The following is a 21,401-nucleotide window of genomic DNA, read 5'->3' on the forward strand; positions in this document are numbered from 1 at the left end:
GCGATGATGTTTACCAGCGTATGACGCACGCCCCCCACGAATAGCCCACCCCGAACCCGACCGCAGCAACCCGGTCGCCCGGTTTCAGCGTACCCCGGTTCAAGGATTCCTTCAGCGCAATGGGAATGGTGCACGACACCGTATTGCCACAGTGCTGGAAGGCAGAAACGAACTTCTCGACCGGCAACTTCAAACGCCGACGCAGGGCATCCAGCATGAAGTGGTTGGCCTGATGAAACACGAACAGATCGACATCGGCTACACCCAGTTCGTCATCGAACAACGACGCGAACAACTGCGGTACGCGGGTCATGGAAAACTCGAAAATCGCCGGGCCATTCATGTACAGGTGTGCATCGGTACGCACACTGCCGCCGTCATCCTGATACTCGGCAGGCTGAAGGTTTTCCGCCGAGGGTCTTCGCGCACCGCCAATCGGGACCATCAGGTTTTCCGCCCCGGAGCCATCACTGCCATAACGAAAACGCTCCAGGAAAGGCCCGCCCTCGGTCGCGCTGAGCAGGGTCACGGCCGCGGCATCACCGAACAGGGTACGAACACTTTTATCCTGCGGATGAATGTAGCGGCTGTAGGTTTCCGCCGTCACCAGTAACACATTCCGGCATTGCCCTGACTCGATCAGCCCTTTGGCGATGCCAAGTCCGTAAATGTAGCCTGAACAGCCCTGATTGAAATCGAAGGCGGCGCAGTGGGTGGGGAGCTGCAAGCGGTGCTGCAGAATGCAGGCGGTGGCGGGCAATACATAATCCGGGCTTTGCGTGCAGTAAATCAACGCGTCTACTTCGCTGCGCTGAATATCTCCGTTGAGAAACAACTTCTCGCAGGCGCGGTACGCAAGGTCGGACGCAGTTTCATCCTTGTCGACGATACGCCGCTCGCCAATACCGGTCTTCGAGAAGATTTTCTCGACATCCCACTCGGGAAATTCGCGCGCCAGTGTTTCATTGTCTAGCGAATGAGCAGGCAGTTCATATTCTATGTTCACGATCCTGGCATGAGCGCCCATGAGCGTTACCCCGATATGCGTGTGGCAGGTACACCGAATACTGTAGTGCCAGCGGCTACATTGCGTATTGCAACGCTACCCGCTCCGACCACAGCCTGTTTGCCGATCCTTACCTTTGGCAGGACGCTGGCATGCGTCCCCATGAAAACACCTTCCTCCAGCACGACACCGCCAGTGATATCGCAATGCCCGCTCAAGGTGGAGAAGTCGCCGATGTCTGCGTCATGCCCCACCAGACAGCCAATATTGAGGGTTACAAATGCGCCGATGCGAAGATCGACCGTGAGCACCGTTGAAGGACAGATCACCGCACCCTGACCAATGGAAACATTTTCGCCAATGATGACCGAAGGGTGAATGAGGGTGAAAAATTGCGCGCCCCTGGCGAGGAGTTTTTCCACAACCAGGCGCTTGCCGCTCGGGTCGCCGATCGCACAGACCAGATACTCTTCAGGCTTTGGCTGGTAGCCATCCACCGTCGAAACGACAGGCGGATAATGCTCGAAGCGTTCGGTCGAGCCGGGGCCGTCATTGATGAATCCGGCGATAAGCCATCCAGGGTTCTTCTCTACCCAATCGGTCAGCCACGCATGCACTTCACGGCCGAAAGCACCGGCACCTACGATGAGCAATCTATTGGCATTCATTGCGCCAGGTATCCTCCATCCACAACCATCGATGTTCCGGTCACCCAGCGAGCCGCCGGAGACAACAGGTAATTGACCGCATAGGCTATGTCCAGCGGCTCACCAAACCCCAGCGGGTGCTTCTGCTCAACCACGGCCATGGAATCGATACCGACCAGATCTTCAAGCTTGCGGGTCATTTCGGTTCGCACTATGCCCGGCGCAATGGCATTGACCCTTATTCCGTCTCTGGCCAGTTCAAGTGCCGCAGCGCGGACCATCGATTCCACTGCGCCTTTACTGGCGCAGTAGGCCATCAGGGAAGGCTGGGCGGCCTGAGCCATCACCGATGAAAGCAGAACGATACTGGCCCCTTGAACGAAGACCCCTTTCTGCCTGAATGACTTTATCAGCGAAAAGCCAGAGGTCACGTTGGTGGCAAATACCGTTTCCCATTGCTCGATTGCCAGGGCTCGAATCGGTAGCGGCATCTGTACACCGGCGGCATGCACCAGCCCGTCGAAGGGCGCGTAGGTCCTGGCCAGGGTTTTCATCCAGGCCGGGACAGCATGCCCGTCAAGCAAATCGAAAGGCTCGACCCCGTGACCTTCACCGTGAAGCTGGCACCTTGTCGCTTCAAGCCGCCCGGTGTTTCTGGCAACCAGCACCACCCGGGCGCCCTGCTGACTCAGCCATATCGCAACCTGGCTGCCGATGCCGGAAGAGGCACCTGTGACCATGATCAATTTGCCGCTCAATGAAAACGGATTACTCACCACCCAACGTTCCTCTTCCGGGCTGACCGGCACCGCCTGGAAAGCCCCTGATCGCTTATGACTCTGTAACGAGACCGATGACGTCATCCACACTCTTGCAAGCGTTGAGACGGTTGGCCGAGAGGTTCTTGTCCAGTTTTTCATTCGCAAGCGACATGAAGGTCAGGACCGCAATGGAGTCCCAATCCAGACTTTGTCCTTTGCTCAAGGTGCCTTCGTCTGCTTCCATCGCTTCTTCGATCAGCCTGAGTACTGTGTCTTCCATCTCGATGCTCCCGGACAGCCTGCTATTGGATTAAAACGCTGCGCGGACCAAAGCCGGCGCCTGACAGGACGTTAGCAATAATCGAACCAAGCCATTGAGCATACGGGGAAGCCCCTGTTACCGGGCTGGACAGGGGCAAAAGGCAGGCATTGAGGACACCAAAGTCAAAAACATGACAGGCTTACCGACAACGGGATAACGCAAGTGCGCGGCACCGCGTCAATATAATGCTGGTGCGCGGTTGTCTCATATTTCGCAGCAATTGCAGTTCGGGTTTCAGGGCAGATAAATGCTGAACATTGCCCCGCCCAGCACGCCGCCGTTGGCGATTTCGATTCGCCCGCGCATGCCGTTGCGCACATGCAGCCGGGCAATGTGCGCAGCAAAGTACAAGCCCAGGCCGGTACTGCCACTGCCCTGATTGATGCCCTGCACGTATTCGGTTTGACGCTCGATCAGATACGCCGGGTAACCGGGACCATCGTCATTGAGGGTGATCTTCAACTGACCGCCTTCTTCACCGATGCTGATCACGATCTGCTCGCGGGCAAAGCCGATGGCATTGACGATGATATTGCCGACCACCGAGCCCACCAGTTCACGGTCAAAAAAGCCCAAGGGGCTCATGTCATCGATTTCATAGCTCGCGGCGATACCGCGGCTGGCCAGCACGTCCTGATGGTGCGCCAACTGCGCTTCGATGAAGTCGTCCAGTTCATGGTAATCCGGACGCAACGGCAACTGGTTGACACCGAGTTTGTAAAGGCCAAGCAACTGCACGAGCATGCCGTTGAGGTTGGCGAACTCATAGTCGATGACGCCCTGTTCCGGCATGTCACGCTGCTGACCGGAAAGCTTCGCCAGCCACTCGCTGTGCGCCTGTGTCAGGGTCGCCAGCGAGTTTTTCATGTCATGTACGGTGGAGGCGATCACCATGGAAAAGTCGAGGCCCTGCTCTGTCTCTTCACTCATGCGCCAAACGCCCTCTCCCTGAGTTTCTGGTAACGCTCATAACGCGGATCACTTTCCGGAATCTTGCCCAGCACGGTCAGGCTGGCACGGCACTCGTCAATGCCGGCTTGCCCGAGGTTCTGCCCCGGATGAAGCAGCGACTGCACCATGTTCAGCACAATACTGATGTTCTTCGGCTGCAAGCCCAGGGCGCTGCGGAAAAACGCCTGTGCCTCGGTGAGGTTGCCGGCCTTGTAACTGCGCACGCCTTGCAGGTTGAAATCGACGGCAGCCTTGCTGGCTCCCAGAATCGCGGGATCGTCGGTCATGCTGGCGACGCTTTTCATCACCGCCGGATCATCGCCATAGGCTTCAGCACAGCTCTTCAAAACACTGGCACCCGCTTCTTCCTGGCCCAGTTTCTTGAGCTGCGCAGCCACCATCAGGGCGGCATCGGCGCTGAGCACCTGCTCCATGCCATCGAGCCTGGCCATCGCCTGCTCGGTGAGCTTGGCTGCGGTTTCCGGGTCCGAGTGCTGCAGGCTGGCAGCCTTCATCAGCCGGGTGCGCACTTGCAGACCTTCGTCGTCGCTATGTTCCTTGGCAACGTCGACAAGGGCGTTGTTGATCTCGACACGCGTGCGCGCATCCAGCCCCTGCTCGCCGCCCTTGCTGATCAGAGCATGTGCCAGCCCGAGGTTGGTTTCCGGGTCCTTGAAACGCGAATGCTGGCCTTGGGAAACCGCCTGGCGATAGGCTTTGGAGGCACTTTCAAAATCCTCGTTGCCCAGCGCCAGCTTGCCCAGCAGCTTCTGTCGACGGACTGCCAGAGGCGACAGGCGCACGGCGCTTTCCAGCACCGTCTGCGCTCGTTTGGCATCGCCAAGCGCTACCAGCACATCAGCCAGACCGTCGAACAGCGCCGGCATGGCCGGAAACGCCTTGATTGCCTGTTCATAGACGGCCTGCGCTTCGGCGGTCTTGCCGCGTTTGAGCAACAGACTGCCCAATGCGCCATAAGCCCACGGCGTGGCACGATCAGCCAGAATGGTCTTGAGAAAGGCTTCCAGTGGCTCGTTCTGCTTCAGGTCCCGCAAGGCATCCGCCTTGTAGCGCAAGCACAACGGCGCATAACGCGGGTCCTGCTCGATCAGCTTGTTGCACGCGGCCAGTACCTCGGCCGGTTTGCGCCGGTCGAGGGCCTGCAGAATCGGCTTGAGTAGGGTCTTGCGCTGTACCAGCTTTTCCAGGCGCTGGGCCAGCCCGGCACGGTTGAACGGCTTGGTCAGGTAACCGTCCGGCTCCCACTCAAGCGCACTCATGACCATCGCCTGACTGTTTTCGGCGGTGACCATGATGAACACGCTTTCGTAGCTCAGCAGCCGCTCGATCATCAAGTCTTCCAGCACCTGCTGGCCATTCTTGCGGCCATCACCCAGGTTGAAGTCGTGCAATACGAAGTCATAACGCTTTTGCGAGCACATGCGCAGCGCCTGCTCGCCGGTGTCGGCGGTATCCACTTCCTTGACGCCCAGTTCACGCAGCATCGACCGCACTGAACTGCGAAAGTCAGAGAAGTCATCAACGATAAGAAAGCTTTTTTGGTTGTACGCCAGCATCCGGATTCCTGCACAGGAGAGGGTGAAAATATGAGACCCACGGCCTGAAAACCACTCAGACCCGACTCGGCAGCCCATTTTTCAGGACGCACATAATAAATGATGGCAACATGCCATAACACAGTTCGCCGTTACCGCCGTCCCCGCAACAAGCCACGCGGTTCAGGGCAACACTCAGTTTTTCGACCATACGGGCAGAAACTGTAGAACGAACATCAACTTCGCGCATTGTCCGGGCGGCAGGCATGCAGAAATTTTGCGGGCTGGATCGTAATTGCGGGAGCAGGAAGGGAGTTTCGGGGAGGCTCGTCACCTATCGCTCATGCCAGCGCGCGGCGCGGGCATGAGCAGATGTTTCAGGCAGGTTTACACCCAGCCATCGTTCTTCTTGCGGCCCTTGGTCAGCGCCGGAAGGATCAGACCCACCAGCAGGCCTGCACCGGCAATGCTGCCGCCATAAACCATGTAGCGCATCATTACCTGCTTGTTCTCGTCGCCGAGCCGCGCCTGAGTGGCACGCAATTCGGCCTGAGAATCAGCCAGTTGATCGTTGAGGGTCTTGGTGCGGGCTTCCAGTTCGTCGACCAGTTTCTTGCGCGCATCAAGGGTCTCTTGCATGCCTTGCACGCGGGTCTTCCAGGTATTGTCGATGCCCGCCAGTTGATCAGTCAGCTCGGTGACCTGCTGGGTCAATTGCGGCACACGTTCGGCCTGACCAGGCACTTCCTGCAGGTCAGTGCTGGGGATCCACACTGTGGAACCGCCTTCGCCGCGCACCTGGCTGAACTTGCCCGAAGAGCTGAGCAGCTCGACCTTCTGCCCGGATTTCAGCGTCCCTACAATCCGATGATCATCGGTTGGTCCGCTGCGTACGTAGGTGGTGAGGCTGTCGCTGACCCAGCGATCGCTGCCTGCGGCCTGCGCGTTGCCAGGAACGACAACGGTCAATGCAGCGCCAAACAGGCCTGCGCCGAGCAAGCGACGCGAAACAGCGAACAGGCCAGGGGCTCGGGAAAGAAGTGCGGAGAAATGACGAGACATGGCGATAATTATCTTTATCTGAAATGAAAATAAAGCCTCGTTTAACGGGCCGGCTAAGGATGGGAGCGGCAGGCGATCAAAGGTTTTGCAACTCCTGCCCGGACGGAATGTCTGCCTATCAGGCGCGCTTAAAAAGCACCTGATGATCCCTTTCGTGCAGGCCGTCCAGAAAGTCCATCAGCTAACAGACTCCGTTAACGGGGTCAGGTTCACTATTGCCCGTTGTACGCGTCAAAATTCAGCCGCACGGTCATGCCGGGCAAGTGCCTGCTTTCAAAAGAATTCGCTTGCCGATTCAATCCTGCGATGGCGCACAAAGGCTCAAACAGGGGACGTCTGCGGTCCGGCGTTTGCTTTCCCGGCCAAGTGCTGTAGAAAAGGCTCCACAGGGGTGAATGTTCTCAATGTTCACCATCCTGATGCTCGACTGCATCGCTCTAATGGAAAATAGAATGATCCCAAGACAAGTGATTAACGCCACCGTAAGCCCGAAAGGCAGCCTTGAAACCCTGTCCCAGCGTGAAGTGCAACAACTCAGCGCGGCCGGTTCAGGCAGCACCTACACCCTGTTTCGCCAGTGCGCCCTGGCCATTCTCAACACTGGCGCCCACGTCGATAACGCCAAGACCATTCTTGAGGCGTACGAAAGCTTTGAAGTGCGAATTCATCAGCAGGACCGCGGTGTGCGCCTGGAGCTGCTCAACGCTCCGGCCGATGCGTTTGTTGATGGTGAAATGATCGCCAGCACCCGCGAGATGCTGTTCAGCGCCCTGCGTGACATCGTTTACACCGAAAGCGAACTGGACAGCCAGCGCATCGACCTGAGCAATTCTCAGGGCATCACCGATTACGTGTTCCACCTGCTGCGCAATGCCCGCACGCTGCGCGCTGGCGTAGAGCCGAAGATGGTGGTGTGCTGGGGTGGTCACTCGATCAACACTGAAGAATACAAATACACCAAGAAAGTCGGCCATGAACTGGGCCTGCGCAGCCTGGATATCTGCACCGGCTGCGGCCCTGGCGTAATGAAAGGCCCGATGAAGGGCGCGACTATTGCCCACGCCAAACAACGCATTGTCGGCGGTCGCTATCTGGGCCTGACCGAGCCGGGCATCATTGCGGCCGAAGCACCCAACCCGATCGTCAACGAGCTGGTGATCCTGCCGGACATCGAAAAACGCCTCGAAGCCTTCGTGCGCGTCGGCCACGGCATCATCATCTTTCCAGGTGGTGCAGGCACGGCTGAAGAATTCCTCTACCTGCTGGGCATTCTGATGCACCCGGACAACAAGGACGTGCCGTTCCCGGTAATCCTGACCGGTCCAAAAAATACCGAGCCGTACCTGCAACAGCTGCACGCGTTCGTCGGTGCCACGCTGGGTGAAGAAGCGCAGCGTCATTACCAGATCATCATCGACAACCCGGCAGACGTCGCCCGGCAGATGACTCAGGGCCTGAAAGAAGTGAAGCAGTTCCGCCGCGAGCGGAATGACGCGTTTCACTTCAACTGGCTGCTGAAGATCGAAGAAAGCTTCCAGCACCCTTTCGATCCGACTCACGAGAACATGTCGAAGCTGCAACTGAACCACGACGTGCCCACTCACGAGTTGGCCGCCAACCTGCGCCGGGCGTTTTCCGGGATTGTCGCGGGCAACGTCAAGGACAAGGGCATTCGCCTGATCGAGGAGCACGGGCCTTATCAGATTCAGGGCGATCCTTCGATCATGGGGCCGCTGGACAAACTGCTGCAGGCGTTTGTCGATCAGCACCGGATGAAGTTGCCCGGTGGCGCGGCCTACGTGCCGTGCTATCAGGTCGTGGCCTGATCCCACGGCAATAACCGGCAGGCAAACGGGGCGCTCTTGAGCGCCCCGTTTCTATTTCTGCTGACGAAACGCTTTGGGTGACTGCCCGGTAGCGCGTTTGAAGAAGCGCGAAAAATAAGCGGGCTCGGAAAACCCGAGGCTGTCGGACACCTGATTGATGGTCATGGTGGTGTAGATCAGGTTGCGCCTGGCCTCCAGCAACAGCCGCTGGCTGATGATCTGCAAGGCCGACTGGTTGCACAGGCGCCGACACAGCGAATTCAAATGCGCGGCGCTGATGCCCATGGCCTGCGCATGCTGGTGAATGGACCAGTGCTCGCGAAAGCTCGCCTCCAATTGATGCATGAACACCTGCAAATGCTCACGGCCGCGGTCCATGGCGTGAATTTCTTCGCCAGCATGCTCGCTGCTGCGCCGACTGAGCCAGACCGCCAGCACGTTGATCAATGAATGCAGCATCAGATCGCGGCCAGCTCTGGGCTGCCGGTACTCGCGGGCGATGGCGCTGAACAGCGTATCAACGTAATGGCTGTCCGCCCCTAGCTCGTAACACCGTGCCGTGCGCATTGCCGAGCTGTCGAGTGCCGTCTCAAGCTGCTCCACCAAGGGTTTGGCCAGACTGAGAATGTGCCCCTGGATATCTTCGGCAAACCTGAAGGTGTGCACGCTTAACGCCGGAACCACCTGCAGCGAAGGTGTCTCGACCTCGGTGACCACATCCTCGACCTTGAGCATCGCCCTGCCGGACTGCACATACAGCAACTGCACCAGATCTCCATGGCGATGCGGCTTGATCTCCCATTCGTGCATCTTGCTGCGCTCGGGGATCGACTCGCAATGGATCAAGTCCGGGGTCGGCCAGGCCGCGGTTTCCCCGTAAAGCTTGAACACCGGTATCGTTGCAGTGGCAGGTCTGGCCATGTGTTGCTCTCCCGTCCGGATCCTCGAAAAGTCCAGATAATGCGTCGAATATTGCCTTCTTATCTCGATGGCATCCATTAAAAATGCAGGAGACAAAAACAATCATATCCCGCTGATGACGCTTGGCAGGGATCAAAAACAGGACCATCGCCATGAAAACCCAGGTTGCCATTATCGGTTCAGGCCCCTCAGGGCTGCTGCTGGGCCAACTGCTGCAGCGTGCCGGCATCGACAACGTAATTGTCGAGCGCAAGGACCCCGATTACATCCTCTCGCGCATCCGCGCCGGCGTGCTTGAGCAAGGCATGACCGACCTGTTGCGTGAAGCAGGCGTCAGCGAACGAATGGACGCCGAGGGCTTGATTCATGACGGTTTCGAGCTGGCCTTCGACGGGCGCTGCGAGCGTATCGACCTGAAAACACTGACCGGTGGCAGAACCGTGATGGTCTACGGCCAGACTGAAGTCACCCGCGACTTGATGGCCGCGCGCGCAGCAGCAGGTGCGATGACTGTCTATGACGCGTCTGACGTGAACATACACGATCCAAAAACCGACAGTCCCTATGTCACGTTCGTGAAAGACGGCGAAACCGTGCGCCTGGACTGCGACTACATTGCCGGCTGCGACGGTTTCCATGGTGTATCGCGGCAATCGATCCCGTCTGAAACGCTGAAAATCTTCGAGCGCGTCTACCCGTTTGGCTGGCTGGGCGTACTGGCCGACACGCCGCCGGTCAACGAAGAGCTGGTCTACGCCAATCACCCGCGCGGCTTTGCCCTGTGCAGCATGCGCTCGGCCATCCGTACCCGCTATTACGTGCAGGTCAGCGCCGAAGAGAAGGTCGAAGACTGGTCGGATGAACGCTTCTGGACCGAGCTCAAATCCCGTCTGCCCGAGCATCTGGCAGACCGCTTGGTGACCGGCCCGTCCATCGAAAAAAGCATCGCGCCGCTGCGCAGCTTCGTGGTAGAGCCCATGCAGTACGGTCGCCTGTTTCTGCTCGGCGATGCTGCGCACATTGTCCCGCCTACCGGCGCCAAGGGCCTGAACCTCGCGGCCAGCGATGTCAGCACGCTGTACCGGATTTTGCTCAAGGTCTATCGCGAAGGCCGTACTGACCTGCTGGAAAAGTATTCGCAGATCTGCCTGCGCCGCGTGTGGAAGGCCGAGCGTTTTTCCTGGTGGATGACCTCGGTGCTGCACAACTTCCCCGACACCGATGCGTTCAGCCAGCGCATCCAGCAGACCGAACTGGACTACTACGTCGGCTCGCAAGCCGGGCGCAGGACCATTGCCGAGAATTATGTGGGCTTGCCGTATGAGGCGATTGAGTAACGTATTTCACCTGCTGCGTCCGGTCTTGAGCCGTGTCGCAACGAGGACGCAGAGCGTCCTGAAAGGCATGCCGACGCGGAGCGTCGCACGATAGCGGTAGTGAGATCATCGTTCCGCACGCTCCAACGTGGGAATGCAGTTCTGGACGCTCTGCGTCCGATCTTGAGCCGTGTCGCAACGAGGACGCGGAGCGTCCTGAAAGGCATGCCGACGCGGAGCGTCGCACGATAGCGGTAGTGAGCTCTGCGTCCAATCTTGAGCCGAGTCGCAAAAGGACGCATAGCCACCTGATGCAGGCCAGCGCAGAGCCTTACGTTGTGCAATCACACAACGCACACCCTTCACAGCCGTGCAAAACCCCAAAGCGTTTTCATGGACACCGTCCTATGATCGGGAGTGCACCCGACAGCTCCATAGCTGCATAAAAACAACAAGCACAGAGGAACACACGCCATGACCGCTACCTCGACCCACGAGGCGGGCGACGCTGACGGCAATCATGTCTACCGTCGCATCACCCTGCGCCTTATCCCGTTTATCTTCATCTGCTACCTGTTCAATTACCTGGACCGCGTGAATGTCGGCTTCGCCAAGCTGCAGATGCTCGACGCCCTGAGTTTCAGCGAGACGGTCTATGGCCTGGGTGCCGGTATCTTCTTCATTGGCTACGTGCTGTGCGGCCTGCCCAGCAATCTGGCGCTGAACCGCTTCGGGCCGCGCCGCTGGATCGGCCTGATGATGATTACCTGGGGCATCTTCTCGACCTGCCTGCTGTTCGTCACCACGCCGGTCGAGTTCTACGTGCTGCGCTTTCTGACCGGCATGGCAGAAGCCGGTTTCTTCCCCGGCATCGTGCTGTACCTCTCGCGCTGGTACCCGAACCAGCGGCGCGGGCGGATCATGGCGTTGTTCATGTCGGCCATTCCGGTCTCCGGGCTGTTGGGCGGTCCGTTTTCCGGCTGGATCCTCAACCACTTCGCCGCGGGTCAGGGCGGCATGGCGGGCTGGCAGTGGATGTTCCTGATTCAGGGCCTGCCGACCGTTGCGCTCGGTGTGCTGGCGTTCGTTCTGCTGTGTGACAAGGTCGAGGAAGCTCGCTGGCTGACGCCTGAGCAGCGTCAGCGGGTCAAGACCGATATCACCAACGATGAACTGAGCCGCCCGGTGCAGGGTAAAAGCTCGGTGGCTTCGGTGCTGAGCATGCCGTTCATATGGATTCTGGGCTTTATCTATTTCTGCATTCAGAGCGGTGTCTACGCAATCAACTTCTGGCTACCGTCAATCATCAAGAACCTCGGTTTCAGCGATGCCCTGGTGATCGGCTGGATCAGCGCCGTGCCTTACCTGATGGCAGGCGTGTTCATGCTGCTGGTCGGCCGCTCCGCCGACCTGCGCAATGAGCGCCGTTGGCATTTGGTGGTGCCGATGCTGATGGGTGCCACGGGCCTGATCATCGCCGCCAACTTCGCGACAGTGCCCATCATCGCCATTCTCGGCCTGACCATCGCGACCATGGGCGCCCTCACCAGCCTGCCAATGTTCTGGCCCTTGCCAACCGCACTGCTCAGCGCCAGCGTTGCAGCGGGCGGGCTGGCGCTGATCAACTCGATCGGCCAGATGGCAGGGTTCCTCAGCCCGTATCTGGTGGGCTGGATCAAGGACCAGACCGGCTCGACCACTCTGGCGCTGTACTCGCTGGCCGCGCTGACCATCGTCGGCAGCCTGGTGGCCTTGCGAGTCAGTCGTCAATCGGCAGGCAAGGTTGCGGCGACCGCCTGAACTTAACCACACAGTTCTCTTGAGCCAGGCCATGTGCCTGGCTTTTTGATTGAACCTGTCACTTTCAGGCAGAAAACCTACCCGCACGTGAAAAAAACGATCAAAACGCTTGCCAGCAATGATTGATTCAATCACTATCGTTTTACTAAAAATAAAACGAGAACCTGGCCATGCAATTTCGCGGCATCATTCCAGCTCTGGTCACACCCTTCACCGCTGATCAGCAACTCGACGAGCAGGCCCTGCGCAATCTGATCGAAAACCTCCTGAATGCAGGCGTTCACGGGCTTTTCGTACTGGGCACCAATGGCGAATTCTTTACCCTTTCCGAATCGGAAAAACTCAAAATCGCTCGAATCACTGTCGAAGCCGCGGCAGGACGTGTGCCGGTTGTGGTCGGTACCGGCGCGTTCGCTACGCATGAAGTGATTGAAATGAACAAAAAGATGATTGATGTGGGCGCAGATGCCCTGTCGATCATCACGCCGTACTTCAACGCTATCAGCCAGCCCGAGCTGATCAAGCACTACACCGCCATCGCCGACGCTTCCGAGCTGCCGCTGATGATGTACAACATCCCGGCCAAGACCGGCATGTCGATCGGCATCGGTGCAGTGGCAACCCTCAGCCAGCATCCGCAGATCAAGGGCATCAAGGACAGCGCCGGCAATTTCGACGCACTGGTGCAGATGATGCAGTACCGCAGCGACAACTTTGCGGTGTTCGCCGGAACCGACTCGCTGATCTACTGGAACCTGCTGGCTGGCGGTGACGGCGCTATTGCTGCAACCGCCAACGCCGTGCCGGAGGTGGTCATGTCGATCTGGAACAACTTCCAGTCAGGCAACCACGAAGCGGCCCGTGCCGCGCAGGAAGCCCTGCGCCCGCTGCGCGATGCCTTCGCGCTGGGCACCATGCCGGTGGTGCTGAAAACCGCAACGCAACTGCTCAATGTCCCGGTCGGCCCATGCCGTGCGCCCGTGCAGCCGCTTGATGCCGCCGCACTGGAAAAACTCCAGAACCTGTTGGCCGTCTACCGCCAAGCCTGAGGTAATCGCGATGTCTGCTACCTACCACTTCCAGACTGTGAAACATGTGGTCCACGGCCCCGGCAGCCTCGACCTGCTGAGCGAAAAACTGCCGCTGCTCGATGTGCCGGTCAAAAGCGTGATTCTGGTTACCCAGAACGCCATGCATAACCTGGGGGTTACCCAGCGCGTCACCGAGCAACTCAGTGCGCAGAATATCCGTGTGCACATGCTTGATAACGTCGAAATAGAACCGACGCTGGAAAATATCGAGCGGGTATTCCGCGAAGATGTCGCGCCGCACGCCCCGGACGCCCTGATCGCGATTGGCGGTGGCAGCGTGCTGGATGCCGCCAAGCTGTTCGCCGTCATGCTGACCAACGACACACCGCTCAGAGACCTGCTGGGCATCGACAAGGTGACTCACCCCGGCAAGCCTATGGTGCTGGTCCCGACCACGTCCGGTACGGGGTCGGAAGTGACGCCCAATGCCATCGTCACTCTGCCCGATGAAGAACTGAAGATAGGCGTCGTCAGCCGTCATCTGCTGCCGACGCTGGTCATTCTCGACCCGCTGCTGACCCTCAGCCTGCCGCGCCCGATCACCGCCGCGACCGGGATGGATGCCTTCACCCATTCGCTGGAGTCCTTCATCTCCACCAAGGCCAACCCGATCAGCGATGCGTTTGCGCTGGAATCGATGCGCCTGATCGCAGGCAGCATTGTCGAAGCCTGGCAACAACCGGAATCGGTTCGCGCACGCGGCGACATGCTGCTGGGTTCGATGTATGGGGGCCTGGCGCTGACCGCCGCTGGAACCGCAGCGGTGCATGCACTGGCTTACCCGCTGGGCGGCAAGTTTCACGTCACCCACGGCGTGGCCAATGCCATGCTGTTGCCCCACGTGATGGCTTTCAATCTGGACAGCTGCGCCGAACGCCTCAAACGCGCGGCACTGGTCTGCGGCGTGGCACAGCAGGACGACAGTAACGAGACCGCTGCCCACAAGCTGATCGGACAGATTCGCCAATGGACCCAGGTGCTGAACATCCCACAGAACCTGCGTGAATTCGGGGTTGCCGAAGAGCATCTGGCGGACATGGCGGTAGCGGCTTCCAAGGTCACACGCCTGATGACCAACAACCCCAAAGCCCTCAGCCTGGATGATATTCAACAACTGTATCGGTGCCTGCTGCCATGAGCCGCGCCGAATTTCCGGGCCTGCTGATCATTGCTGACGACCTGTCGGGGGCAGCCGATTGCGCGGCGGACTTTGCTTCACGGATCGACACTCATGTGGTCCTGACCGGCAATGCCAAAGACTTGTCGGGGGTGATCGCCATTGATGCCGACTCACGTCGCCTTGACCCGCAACAGGCCGCCGAACAGAACCGCGCAGCCCTGCAACAGCAGTCCCGAATCGGGATGGCGCTGTACAAGAAAATCGACTCCACACTGCGCGGCAACGTCGCCAGTGAGGTCGATGCCTTGCAAGGCCTGCGCGGCATGGCGCTGGTCGCTCCGGCGTTCCCGGCCATGAAACGCACGACCGTTCAGGGTGTGCAATTGATTGACGGTGTGCAGGTCGATCAGAGCGATGTCTGGCGCAACGAGAACCTGCAAGGTACCGGCAACCTGCTGGATCTGTTTGTCGCGCAGGGCCTGCGTACCCAGTGGCTCGGCCTGGACACCCTGCGTGATCCTTCACGGCTCAAAACCACGTTGCGCAACGCACTTGAACAGGGTGTGCAGGCGCTGGTCTGCGATGCAGAGCTGGACAGTGACCTGCTGCAACTGGCCCAGGCATCGGTGGCCTGGCATGACGAACTGTTCTGGGTCGGCTCGGCCGGGCTGGCTCGCCATCTACCGCACGCCTTCGGGCTGGCCGAAGCCTTGCCGATCAAGGTCGAGCCGCGTTCACCGGTGCTGACCGTGGTGGGCAGCATGTCCCGCCATTCCCAGGCCCAGGCCGACCGGCTCGCACAGGCCAGCAAGCCACTGTGCCTGACACTGCAACCGGCAACGTTACTCAATGAAGATGCGCACGCCGAGCGCGCCGCAGCGTACCTGCAACTCCAAGAACATCTGACCGACGGGCGAGATGTGCTGGTACGCCTCGATCAACAACAACGCGACCCGGCGCAGGCGGCCACATTGAGCAACGCGCTGGCGCAGTGGCTGGCCCCCGCCCTGCCCCATGCCGGTTCAGTGGTAGCCACCGGTGGCGAAACCGCCAGAGCCATTCTGATTGCAGCGGATATCAAACGCTTGACGCTGTTTGGCGAACTGGCCACCGGCGTGGTTCTGGCCGAGGCCCGACTGGGCAAGCACACGTTCAATGTCGTGACCAAAGCCGGGGGGTTCGGCAACCCCGACACCTTGCTCACCGCCTGGCAACTGCTCCATGCACCGGCTGCGACCGGCACCCCTTTCAACGAGGAAGCTTCCTATGTCTGAGCGTCTGTCTGAACGTCCCGTCATTGGTATCACCATGGGCGACGCCGCCGGGGTGGGACCGGAAATCATCATGAAAATGCTCACCCACGCCTCGGTGTACGCCACCTGCCGTCCGCTGGTGATCGGCGATGCACAACGCCTGGAAGATGCCAACCGCATCGTCGGCAGCCAGTTACGCGTCAACAGCATCGCCAGCCCTGCAGAAGCCCGTTTCACCCAGGGCACGGTGGACTGCATCGATCTGGGCCTGATACCCGCTGACCTGCCCTACGGCAAACTGTCAGCGGTGGCCGGCAATGCAGCCTTCCGCTACATCGAGCGCACCGTGCAACTGACTCAGGCCGGTGAGCTGGACGCCATATGCACCGCCCCGCTAAACAAGGAAGCGCTGCACGCAGGCGGGCATATCTTCCCCGGCCACACCGAAATGCTCGCGCACCTGCTGGGCATCGAAGAAGTCTCGATGATGTTGATGACCCCGACCTTGCGCGTCATTCACGTCACGACGCACATCGGCATCATCGACGCCATTGCGCGGATCGAGCCGGGGCTGGTCAAGCGCACCATCGAACGCGCCCGGGAAACCCTGATCCGCGCCGGTATCGAAAATCCGTTGATCGCGGTGTGCGGCATCAACCCGCATGCCGGCGAAAACGGCCTGTTCGGTTATGGCGAGGAAGCCACCAAGATTCAGCCCGCAATCGATGAACTGCACGCCCGCGGCTGGCGCGTGGAAGGCCCGCTGCCCGCCGACACGCTGTTTTTCCGCGCCGGACGTGGCGACTTCGATGCGGTGGTTGCGATGTACCACGATCAGGGTCACGGCCCGGTCAAGGTCATGGGCCTGGAAGCCGGCGTCAACGTAACCATCGGCCTGCCAGTGATTCGTACCTCGGTGGACCACGGCACCGCCTTCGACATTGCCGGCAAAGGCATTGCCGACGAACGCAGCCTGATCGAAGCCATGCGCCAGGCCGTGGAACTGGCAACCCGTAAACGCGACACCCGCAATTCCATCGCCGTCTGAGGCCGCTGCACTGACAGCAGCGGCCTAACCGAGCGGCAACCCATAACGCGCCAGAACAACAACAATGGAGCGAGACTGATGGATACCTTCAACGCGCAAGACACCTCGATCATCATCGGCATGGTGGTCGTCTATATCGTCATAACCACCTGGATGAGCATGCGCCTGCGCAGCAAGACCAGCGAGCAATACATGGTCGCTTCGCGCACCATGCCCGCCTTCGTCGTCGGCGTGCTGATGATGTCCGAGTTCATCGGTGCCAAGTCTACGGTCGGTACGGCACAGGCCGCATTCGAGAGTGGTTTCGCCGCCTCCTGGTCGGTGATCGCCGCTGCCATCGGCTTCCCTCTGTTCGGCCTGTTGATGGCGCGCAAACTGTATAGCTCCGGCGAGTTCACCATTTCCGGCTTCATCGCCAAAAAGTACGGCACCTCCACCAAGCTCGCGGTCTCGATCATCATGATCTACGCGCTGTTGCTGGTGAACGTCGGCAACTACGTCAGCGGCGCGGCAGCCATTGCCACGGTCCTGAAAATCAACCTGACCACCGCGGCGTTCATCACGGCGATCATCAGCACGCTGTACTACGTGTTTGGCGGTCTGAAAAGCGTGGCCTACATGAGCATCCTGCACACCGGGGTGAAATACATCGGTGTATTGATCGTACTGGGCGTGGCGTTGAAAATGACCGGTGGCTTCAGCCCTGTGGTGCAGAACATGCCCGAGCATTACTTCACGTGGGACGGGGCCATCGGCGGCTCGAAAATCATGGCGTGGATCATCGGCACGGTCGGCGCGATTTTCTCCACGCAGTTCATCATTCAGGCCATCTCCTCGACCCAGAATCAGAACGCGGCACGCCGCTCGACCTTCTACGCCTCGCTGCTGTGCATCCCGATTGCCCTGGCGCTGGGCTTCATCGGTGTCGCCTCCAAATACCTGCACCCGGAAATGAGCAGCCTGTACGCCCTGCCGATCTTCCTGCAATCGATGAGCCCGGTATTGGCTGGCGTGGTGACCATCTCGCTGGTTGCCTCGATTTTCGTCAGCGTCAGCACCGTGGCACTGGCCATCGCCTCGCTGGTGGTCCGTGACTTCTACGTGCCGTGGCGCAAGCCGTCGGTGGATCAGGAGTTCAAAACCACCCGCCTGATTGCACTGGTGATCGGTTTTGTGCCGCTGTTCTTCGTATTCTTCGTGCCAGAGATCCTTAACCTGTCGTTCTTTACCCGTGCCCTGCGCCTGTCTATTGCCGTGGTCGCCATGATCGCGATCTACCTGCCGTTCTTCGGTTCGGGCCGAGGCGCTACCCTGGGGTTGATCGCTTCAGCCATCACCACCAGCGTCTGGTATCTGCTGAACAACCCCTACGGCATCGACAACATGTATATCGCGCTGGTGACACCGGCTATCGTCATTGCCATCGAGCGACTGCTGCCGCAGTCCGCGTCGTCCAAACCTGCTCAAACCGAGGTTCCCCATGCCAACCGCTGATACCCGCCAGGACGCGTTCCTGCCAACGCCTTACGCGCAGAACCATGCCGCGAACCTGCACGAGCTGGCCGACGGCACCCTGCTGTGCACCTGGTTCGCCGGTACTCAGGAGGGCATGGCCGACATCTTCGTGCTGCTGTCGCGCCGCGACCCGGCCACCGGCGTCTGGAGCGAGCCGCAGAAAATGTCCGAAGATGCGTCCCGCTCGGAACAGAATCCGATTCTGTTCCAGGCACCCGGTGGCCCGTTGTGGCTCATCTGGACAGCACAGATTTCCGGCAATCAGGAGACCGCCATCATCCGCCGTCGTCTGTCACTGGATAACGGCCAAAGCTGGGGGCCGATTGATACCCTGTTCGACGAGCCCGGCACCTTTGTGCGCCAGCCGCCAGTGGTGCTGGATAACGGCGACTGGTTGCTGCCGGTCTGGTACTGCATCACCGGGCCCGGCGAAAAGTGGGTCGGCAACCATGATGTCAGCGCGGTGATGATCTCCAGCGATCAAGGGCACAGCTGGTCACGCCATGACGTGCCGGACAGCACCGGCAGCGTGCATATGAATATTCATCAATTGCCGGACGGCAGCCTGCTGGGCCTGTTCCGCAGCCGCTGGGCAGACTTCATCTACAGCAGCCGCTCAACCGACCGTGGCCGCTCCTGGAGCGCCCCGACGCCGACCGAACTGCCCAATAACAATTCGTCGATCCAGTTCGTGAAGCTGGCGACCGACGAACTGGCCCTGGTCTACAACCCGGTCAGTGCCGAGGGCCACGCCCAGCGCCGGGCCTCGCTGTACGACGAAATCGAGGATGAGGGCGACGACCGCGTCACACCGGGCGCACGTCAGGACGGCAAGGCAGCGGTGTGGGGCATCCCCCGCGCACCGATGAGCCTGGCGATCTCCCGCGACGGCGGGCACAGCTGGCCAACCCGGCTGGATCTGGAGCTGGGTGACGGCTTCTGCCTGACCAACAACTCGCAGGAAAAGCTCAATCGCGAGTTCTCCTACCCCAGCATCATTCAGGCCGCCGATGGCAGCCTGCACGTCGCGTTCACCTACTTCCGGCAGAAGATCAAGCATGTTCACCTGCCGCTGAACGCGATCCGCTGACCCACCCGCGTCGATTAGCCTGTTGCCGATCGACGCCTTTGCGGAACCCATGTCATGCCCGAACCGATTCAGTCCGTACTCGTCACCGGTGCCAGCTCCGGCATCGGCAAAGCCATTGTCACGCGCCTGCTGGAACAGGGCCTGCGGGTCACCGGTCTGAGCCGTCGTGCGCCGGACCTGCAACACCCGAACTTCACTTGGCGCGAGTGCGACCTCAATGACTTCGCCGCGCTGGACAAGGCGCTGCAACAGACGCCGCACATTGATGCGCTGATCCACGCGGCAGGCTTCATGCGCACCGCGCCGCTGGGCGAGCTGAACGACGCCGATGGCCAGGCCATGTGGCATCTGCATGTCGCCGCTGCCAGTCACATGGTCAACGCGCTGTACCCACGGCTGCGCGCCGGTTCGCGAATTCTGATGATCGGCAGCCGGACCATGCAGGGTGCCGCCGGACGCAGTCAGTACGCTGCCACCAAAGCGGCGCTGCAAGGCATGGTTCGTTCCTGGGCCATCGAACTGGCGCCACGCGGCATCACCGTCAACCTGATCGCCCCTGGTGCCACCGAAACGCCCATGTTGCTGGCCCCCGGACGCAGTGGCACGCCACCGCGAAAACCGCCCATCGGCCGTTTTGTGCAACCGGATGAAATCGCCGGTCTGGCGGCCTTTCTGCTTGGCCCCGACGCGGGTGCAATTACCGGGCAAAGCCTGGTGGTGTGCGGCGGTGCGTCGTTGTAAGGTTGCATCCCGTTTCCAGGCTTTAACGCAAGGGCTGTAATGAAAGTCGCCAACCGTCGTCAAGCGATACTCGAACTGGTTCTTTCCGGCAAATCCAATGTGGACGAGCTGTGCGCCCAACTGGGCGTCTCGGAAGCCACCGTACGCCGCGACCTCACAGCCCTGGCCGAAGATGGCTTGATCCTGCGCACCTATGGCGGCGCGGCGCATGTCGGCCAGCGCGAACCGGAAACCTCGCTGGAAGAGCGCAGCCGCCAGCACAGCCAGGAAAAAATGGACATCGCCCGTGCCGCGCTGGCGCATATCAACGATCACGACACGCTGTTTCTTGAAGGTGGCACCAGCACCAGCGCACTGGCGCACATTCTCAACCAGCGACGCGGGCTGCATGTAATCACCAACAACCTGTTGGCCCTCAGCGATCTGGCGCTGATACCCGAAGGCCGTATTACCGTGCTGGGCGGCACACTGCGGGCATCGAGCATGTCGACTTATGGTGTGGCGGCGCAGGCAGCGCTGGAACACCTGAGCGCCGACAAACTGTTCATCAGTGCCGACGGCGTGGTGGCCGAACTGGGCCTGTGCGAGGCCAGCGCCGAGCAGGCGTACCTCAAGGAAAACATGCTGGCGCGTGCCGCACAGGTCTTCGTACTGGCCGACGTCACCAAGCTGGGCCGCGCGCGTCAGCAGCACTGGACACCGTTACGCCAGCCCTGGACGCTGATCACCAACCCGGTGGATGACGAGTCACTGCTCGCCCCATTCAGGGCTCGTAAGGGCATTCAGGTGGAAATTGCCCTGCCCGGCTGACTTCACGCTCATGGCATAAAACCGTGATGTGCAAATTCTTGCGCATCACATGACCGCTGAAACTGGTCACGCCCCATATACAAAGCCCTCCAGCACCTAAACGAGCTTGCGCATACATGCGCAAAAGCCTGCGCAATATTTCGCATTTTTTGCCTGATTATTGAGCTTTTTTTAAGTTCTTAAACGCTATCCATCTGTTTTTAATAGAAAAAAATATTATCGGCACACATCTTGGAATGTACTTCTGCATACAGCAGGCGAAATTGCCCGCTTCTGCGCAGAGAATTTCCCGCATGACCGATAAACACGGCACACACCAGCAACGACGCGCCGCACTGTTCCCCAAGACTCCGGCGACGGCCATCAGCCTTTGCCCGTTCAGAGGACCGAACGTCGCCATCGTGCCGGTGCGCTACGCGCTGGATCGCTCCCGCTACGACGCCGCGCCGGAGCAACTGAAACCATTGCCGAAACAGGGAAAATGGGCGCTGATGCCGACACTGAAAACACGCAGCTACACCCTTCGCCAGCTGTATGACGGCTACGTCTATGTGTTCGACGAAAC

The 21,401-nt window shown here is 59.8% G+C and carries 20 protein-coding genes; 12 read left to right on the forward strand and 8 right to left on the reverse strand.

Annotation, left to right across the window (positions count from 1 at the left end; translation table 11 throughout):
• Window positions 1–10: 10 nt before the first annotated feature.
• From AO068_RS15195 to AO068_RS15225, 7 genes are all read right to left on the reverse strand, one after another.
• A complete protein-coding gene (locus AO068_RS15195; RefSeq protein ID WP_057455990.1) occupies window positions 11–1,027 on the reverse strand; it encodes a ketoacyl-ACP synthase III in 1,017 nt (338 codons plus the stop codon).
• A gap of 5 nt (window positions 1,028–1,032) precedes the next feature.
• A complete protein-coding gene (gene vioB / locus AO068_RS15200; RefSeq protein ID WP_058401307.1) occupies window positions 1,033–1,674 on the reverse strand; it encodes a dTDP-4-amino-4,6-dideoxy-D-glucose acetyltransferase VioB in 642 nt (213 codons plus the stop codon).
• Complete coding sequence (locus tag AO068_RS15205) at window positions 1,671–2,432, reverse strand: SDR family NAD(P)-dependent oxidoreductase (RefSeq protein WP_058408792.1); 762 nt, start codon at window positions 2,430–2,432, stop codon at window positions 1,671–1,673. The genes vioB and AO068_RS15205 overlap by 4 nt, the downstream gene beginning before the upstream one ends.
• Window positions 2,433–2,484: 52 nt before the next feature.
• A complete protein-coding gene (locus tag AO068_RS15210; RefSeq protein WP_058401306.1) occupies window positions 2,485–2,694 on the reverse strand; it encodes a hypothetical protein in 210 nt (69 codons plus the stop codon).
• Between the two features lie 276 nt (window positions 2,695–2,970).
• A complete protein-coding gene (locus tag AO068_RS15215) occupies window positions 2,971–3,666 on the reverse strand; it encodes a sensor histidine kinase (RefSeq protein ID WP_058401305.1) in 696 nt (231 codons plus the stop codon).
• Window positions 3,663–5,264, reverse strand: a complete 1,602-nt coding sequence (locus AO068_RS15220) for a tetratricopeptide repeat-containing response regulator (protein WP_058408784.1) — start codon at window positions 5,262–5,264, stop codon at window positions 3,663–3,665. The genes AO068_RS15215 and AO068_RS15220 overlap by 4 nt, the downstream gene beginning before the upstream one ends.
• Before the next feature lie 366 nt (window positions 5,265–5,630).
• Window positions 5,631–6,305 (reverse strand): TIGR04211 family SH3 domain-containing protein, encoded by a 675-nt coding sequence (locus AO068_RS15225; RefSeq protein WP_005731537.1) that lies wholly within the window; start codon window positions 6,303–6,305, stop codon window positions 5,631–5,633.
• Window positions 6,306–6,757: 452 nt separating this feature from the next.
• Here AO068_RS15225 and ppnN point away from each other — a divergent pair, with 452 nt between their 5' ends.
• Window positions 6,758–8,131 (forward strand): nucleotide 5'-monophosphate nucleosidase PpnN, encoded by a 1,374-nt coding sequence (ppnN, locus tag AO068_RS15230; RefSeq protein ID WP_002554339.1) that lies wholly within the window; start codon window positions 6,758–6,760, stop codon window positions 8,129–8,131.
• A 51-nt stretch (window positions 8,132–8,182) separates the two neighbouring features.
• Here the strand turns inward: ppnN and AO068_RS15235 are convergent, their stop codons facing one another.
• A complete protein-coding gene (locus AO068_RS15235; RefSeq protein ID WP_058408785.1) occupies window positions 8,183–9,052 on the reverse strand; it encodes a helix-turn-helix domain-containing protein in 870 nt (289 codons plus the stop codon).
• Window positions 9,053–9,204: 152 nt separating this feature from the next.
• On the opposite strand from AO068_RS15235, the gene pobA reads away from it, so the two are divergent.
• The 11 genes from pobA to AO068_RS15290 all read left to right on the forward strand — a co-directional run.
• Window positions 9,205–10,389: a 4-hydroxybenzoate 3-monooxygenase gene (pobA, locus tag AO068_RS15240; protein WP_058408786.1), complete on the forward strand. Its 1,185-nt coding sequence runs from the start codon at window positions 9,205–9,207 to the stop codon at window positions 10,387–10,389.
• Window positions 10,390–10,842: 453 nt separating this feature from the next.
• Complete coding sequence (locus AO068_RS15245) at window positions 10,843–12,168, forward strand: MFS transporter (RefSeq protein ID WP_058408787.1); 1,326 nt, start codon at window positions 10,843–10,845, stop codon at window positions 12,166–12,168.
• Between the two features lie 170 nt (window positions 12,169–12,338).
• Entirely contained in the window at window positions 12,339–13,217 is an 879-nt protein-coding gene (dapA, locus tag AO068_RS15250) for a 4-hydroxy-tetrahydrodipicolinate synthase (RefSeq protein WP_058401300.1), read from the forward strand.
• Window positions 13,218–13,227: 10 nt separating this feature from the next.
• On the forward strand, window positions 13,228–14,397 hold the full coding sequence (locus AO068_RS15255) for an iron-containing alcohol dehydrogenase (protein ID WP_058408788.1): 1,170 nt from the start codon (window positions 13,228–13,230) through the stop codon (window positions 14,395–14,397).
• Entirely contained in the window at window positions 14,394–15,653 is a 1,260-nt protein-coding gene (locus AO068_RS15260) for a four-carbon acid sugar kinase family protein (protein WP_058408789.1), read from the forward strand. The genes AO068_RS15255 and AO068_RS15260 overlap by 4 nt, the downstream gene beginning before the upstream one ends.
• Entirely contained in the window at window positions 15,646–16,680 is a 1,035-nt protein-coding gene (gene pdxA, locus AO068_RS15265; RefSeq protein WP_005731526.1) for a 4-hydroxythreonine-4-phosphate dehydrogenase PdxA, read from the forward strand. Before AO068_RS15260 ends, pdxA begins: the two co-directional genes overlap by 8 nt.
• Window positions 16,681–16,758: 78 nt before the next feature.
• Entirely contained in the window at window positions 16,759–18,174 is a 1,416-nt protein-coding gene (locus AO068_RS15270) for a sodium:solute symporter family protein (RefSeq protein WP_031595782.1), read from the forward strand.
• Window positions 18,161–19,285: a sialidase family protein gene (locus AO068_RS15275; RefSeq protein ID WP_058401296.1), complete on the forward strand. Its 1,125-nt coding sequence runs from the start codon at window positions 18,161–18,163 to the stop codon at window positions 19,283–19,285. Before AO068_RS15270 ends, AO068_RS15275 begins: the two co-directional genes overlap by 14 nt.
• Window positions 19,286–19,339: 54 nt before the next feature.
• The gene (locus tag AO068_RS15280) at window positions 19,340–20,026 is read left to right on the forward strand and encodes an SDR family NAD(P)-dependent oxidoreductase (RefSeq protein WP_058408790.1); all 687 of its coding nucleotides are present in this window, start codon (window positions 19,340–19,342) and stop codon (window positions 20,024–20,026) included.
• A gap of 39 nt (window positions 20,027–20,065) precedes the next feature.
• Complete coding sequence (locus AO068_RS15285; RefSeq protein ID WP_058408791.1) at window positions 20,066–20,836, forward strand: DeoR/GlpR family DNA-binding transcription regulator; 771 nt, start codon at window positions 20,066–20,068, stop codon at window positions 20,834–20,836.
• Between the two features lie 293 nt (window positions 20,837–21,129).
• The coding region (locus AO068_RS15290) for a toxin VasX (protein WP_330219616.1) at window positions 21,130–21,401 on the forward strand (272 nt) is incomplete at its 3' end.

Source organism: Pseudomonas sp. ICMP 3272, from assembly GCF_001466905.1.
In the GTDB taxonomy this organism is placed as follows: Bacteria; Pseudomonadota; Gammaproteobacteria; order Pseudomonadales; family Pseudomonadaceae; genus Aquipseudomonas; species Aquipseudomonas amygdali.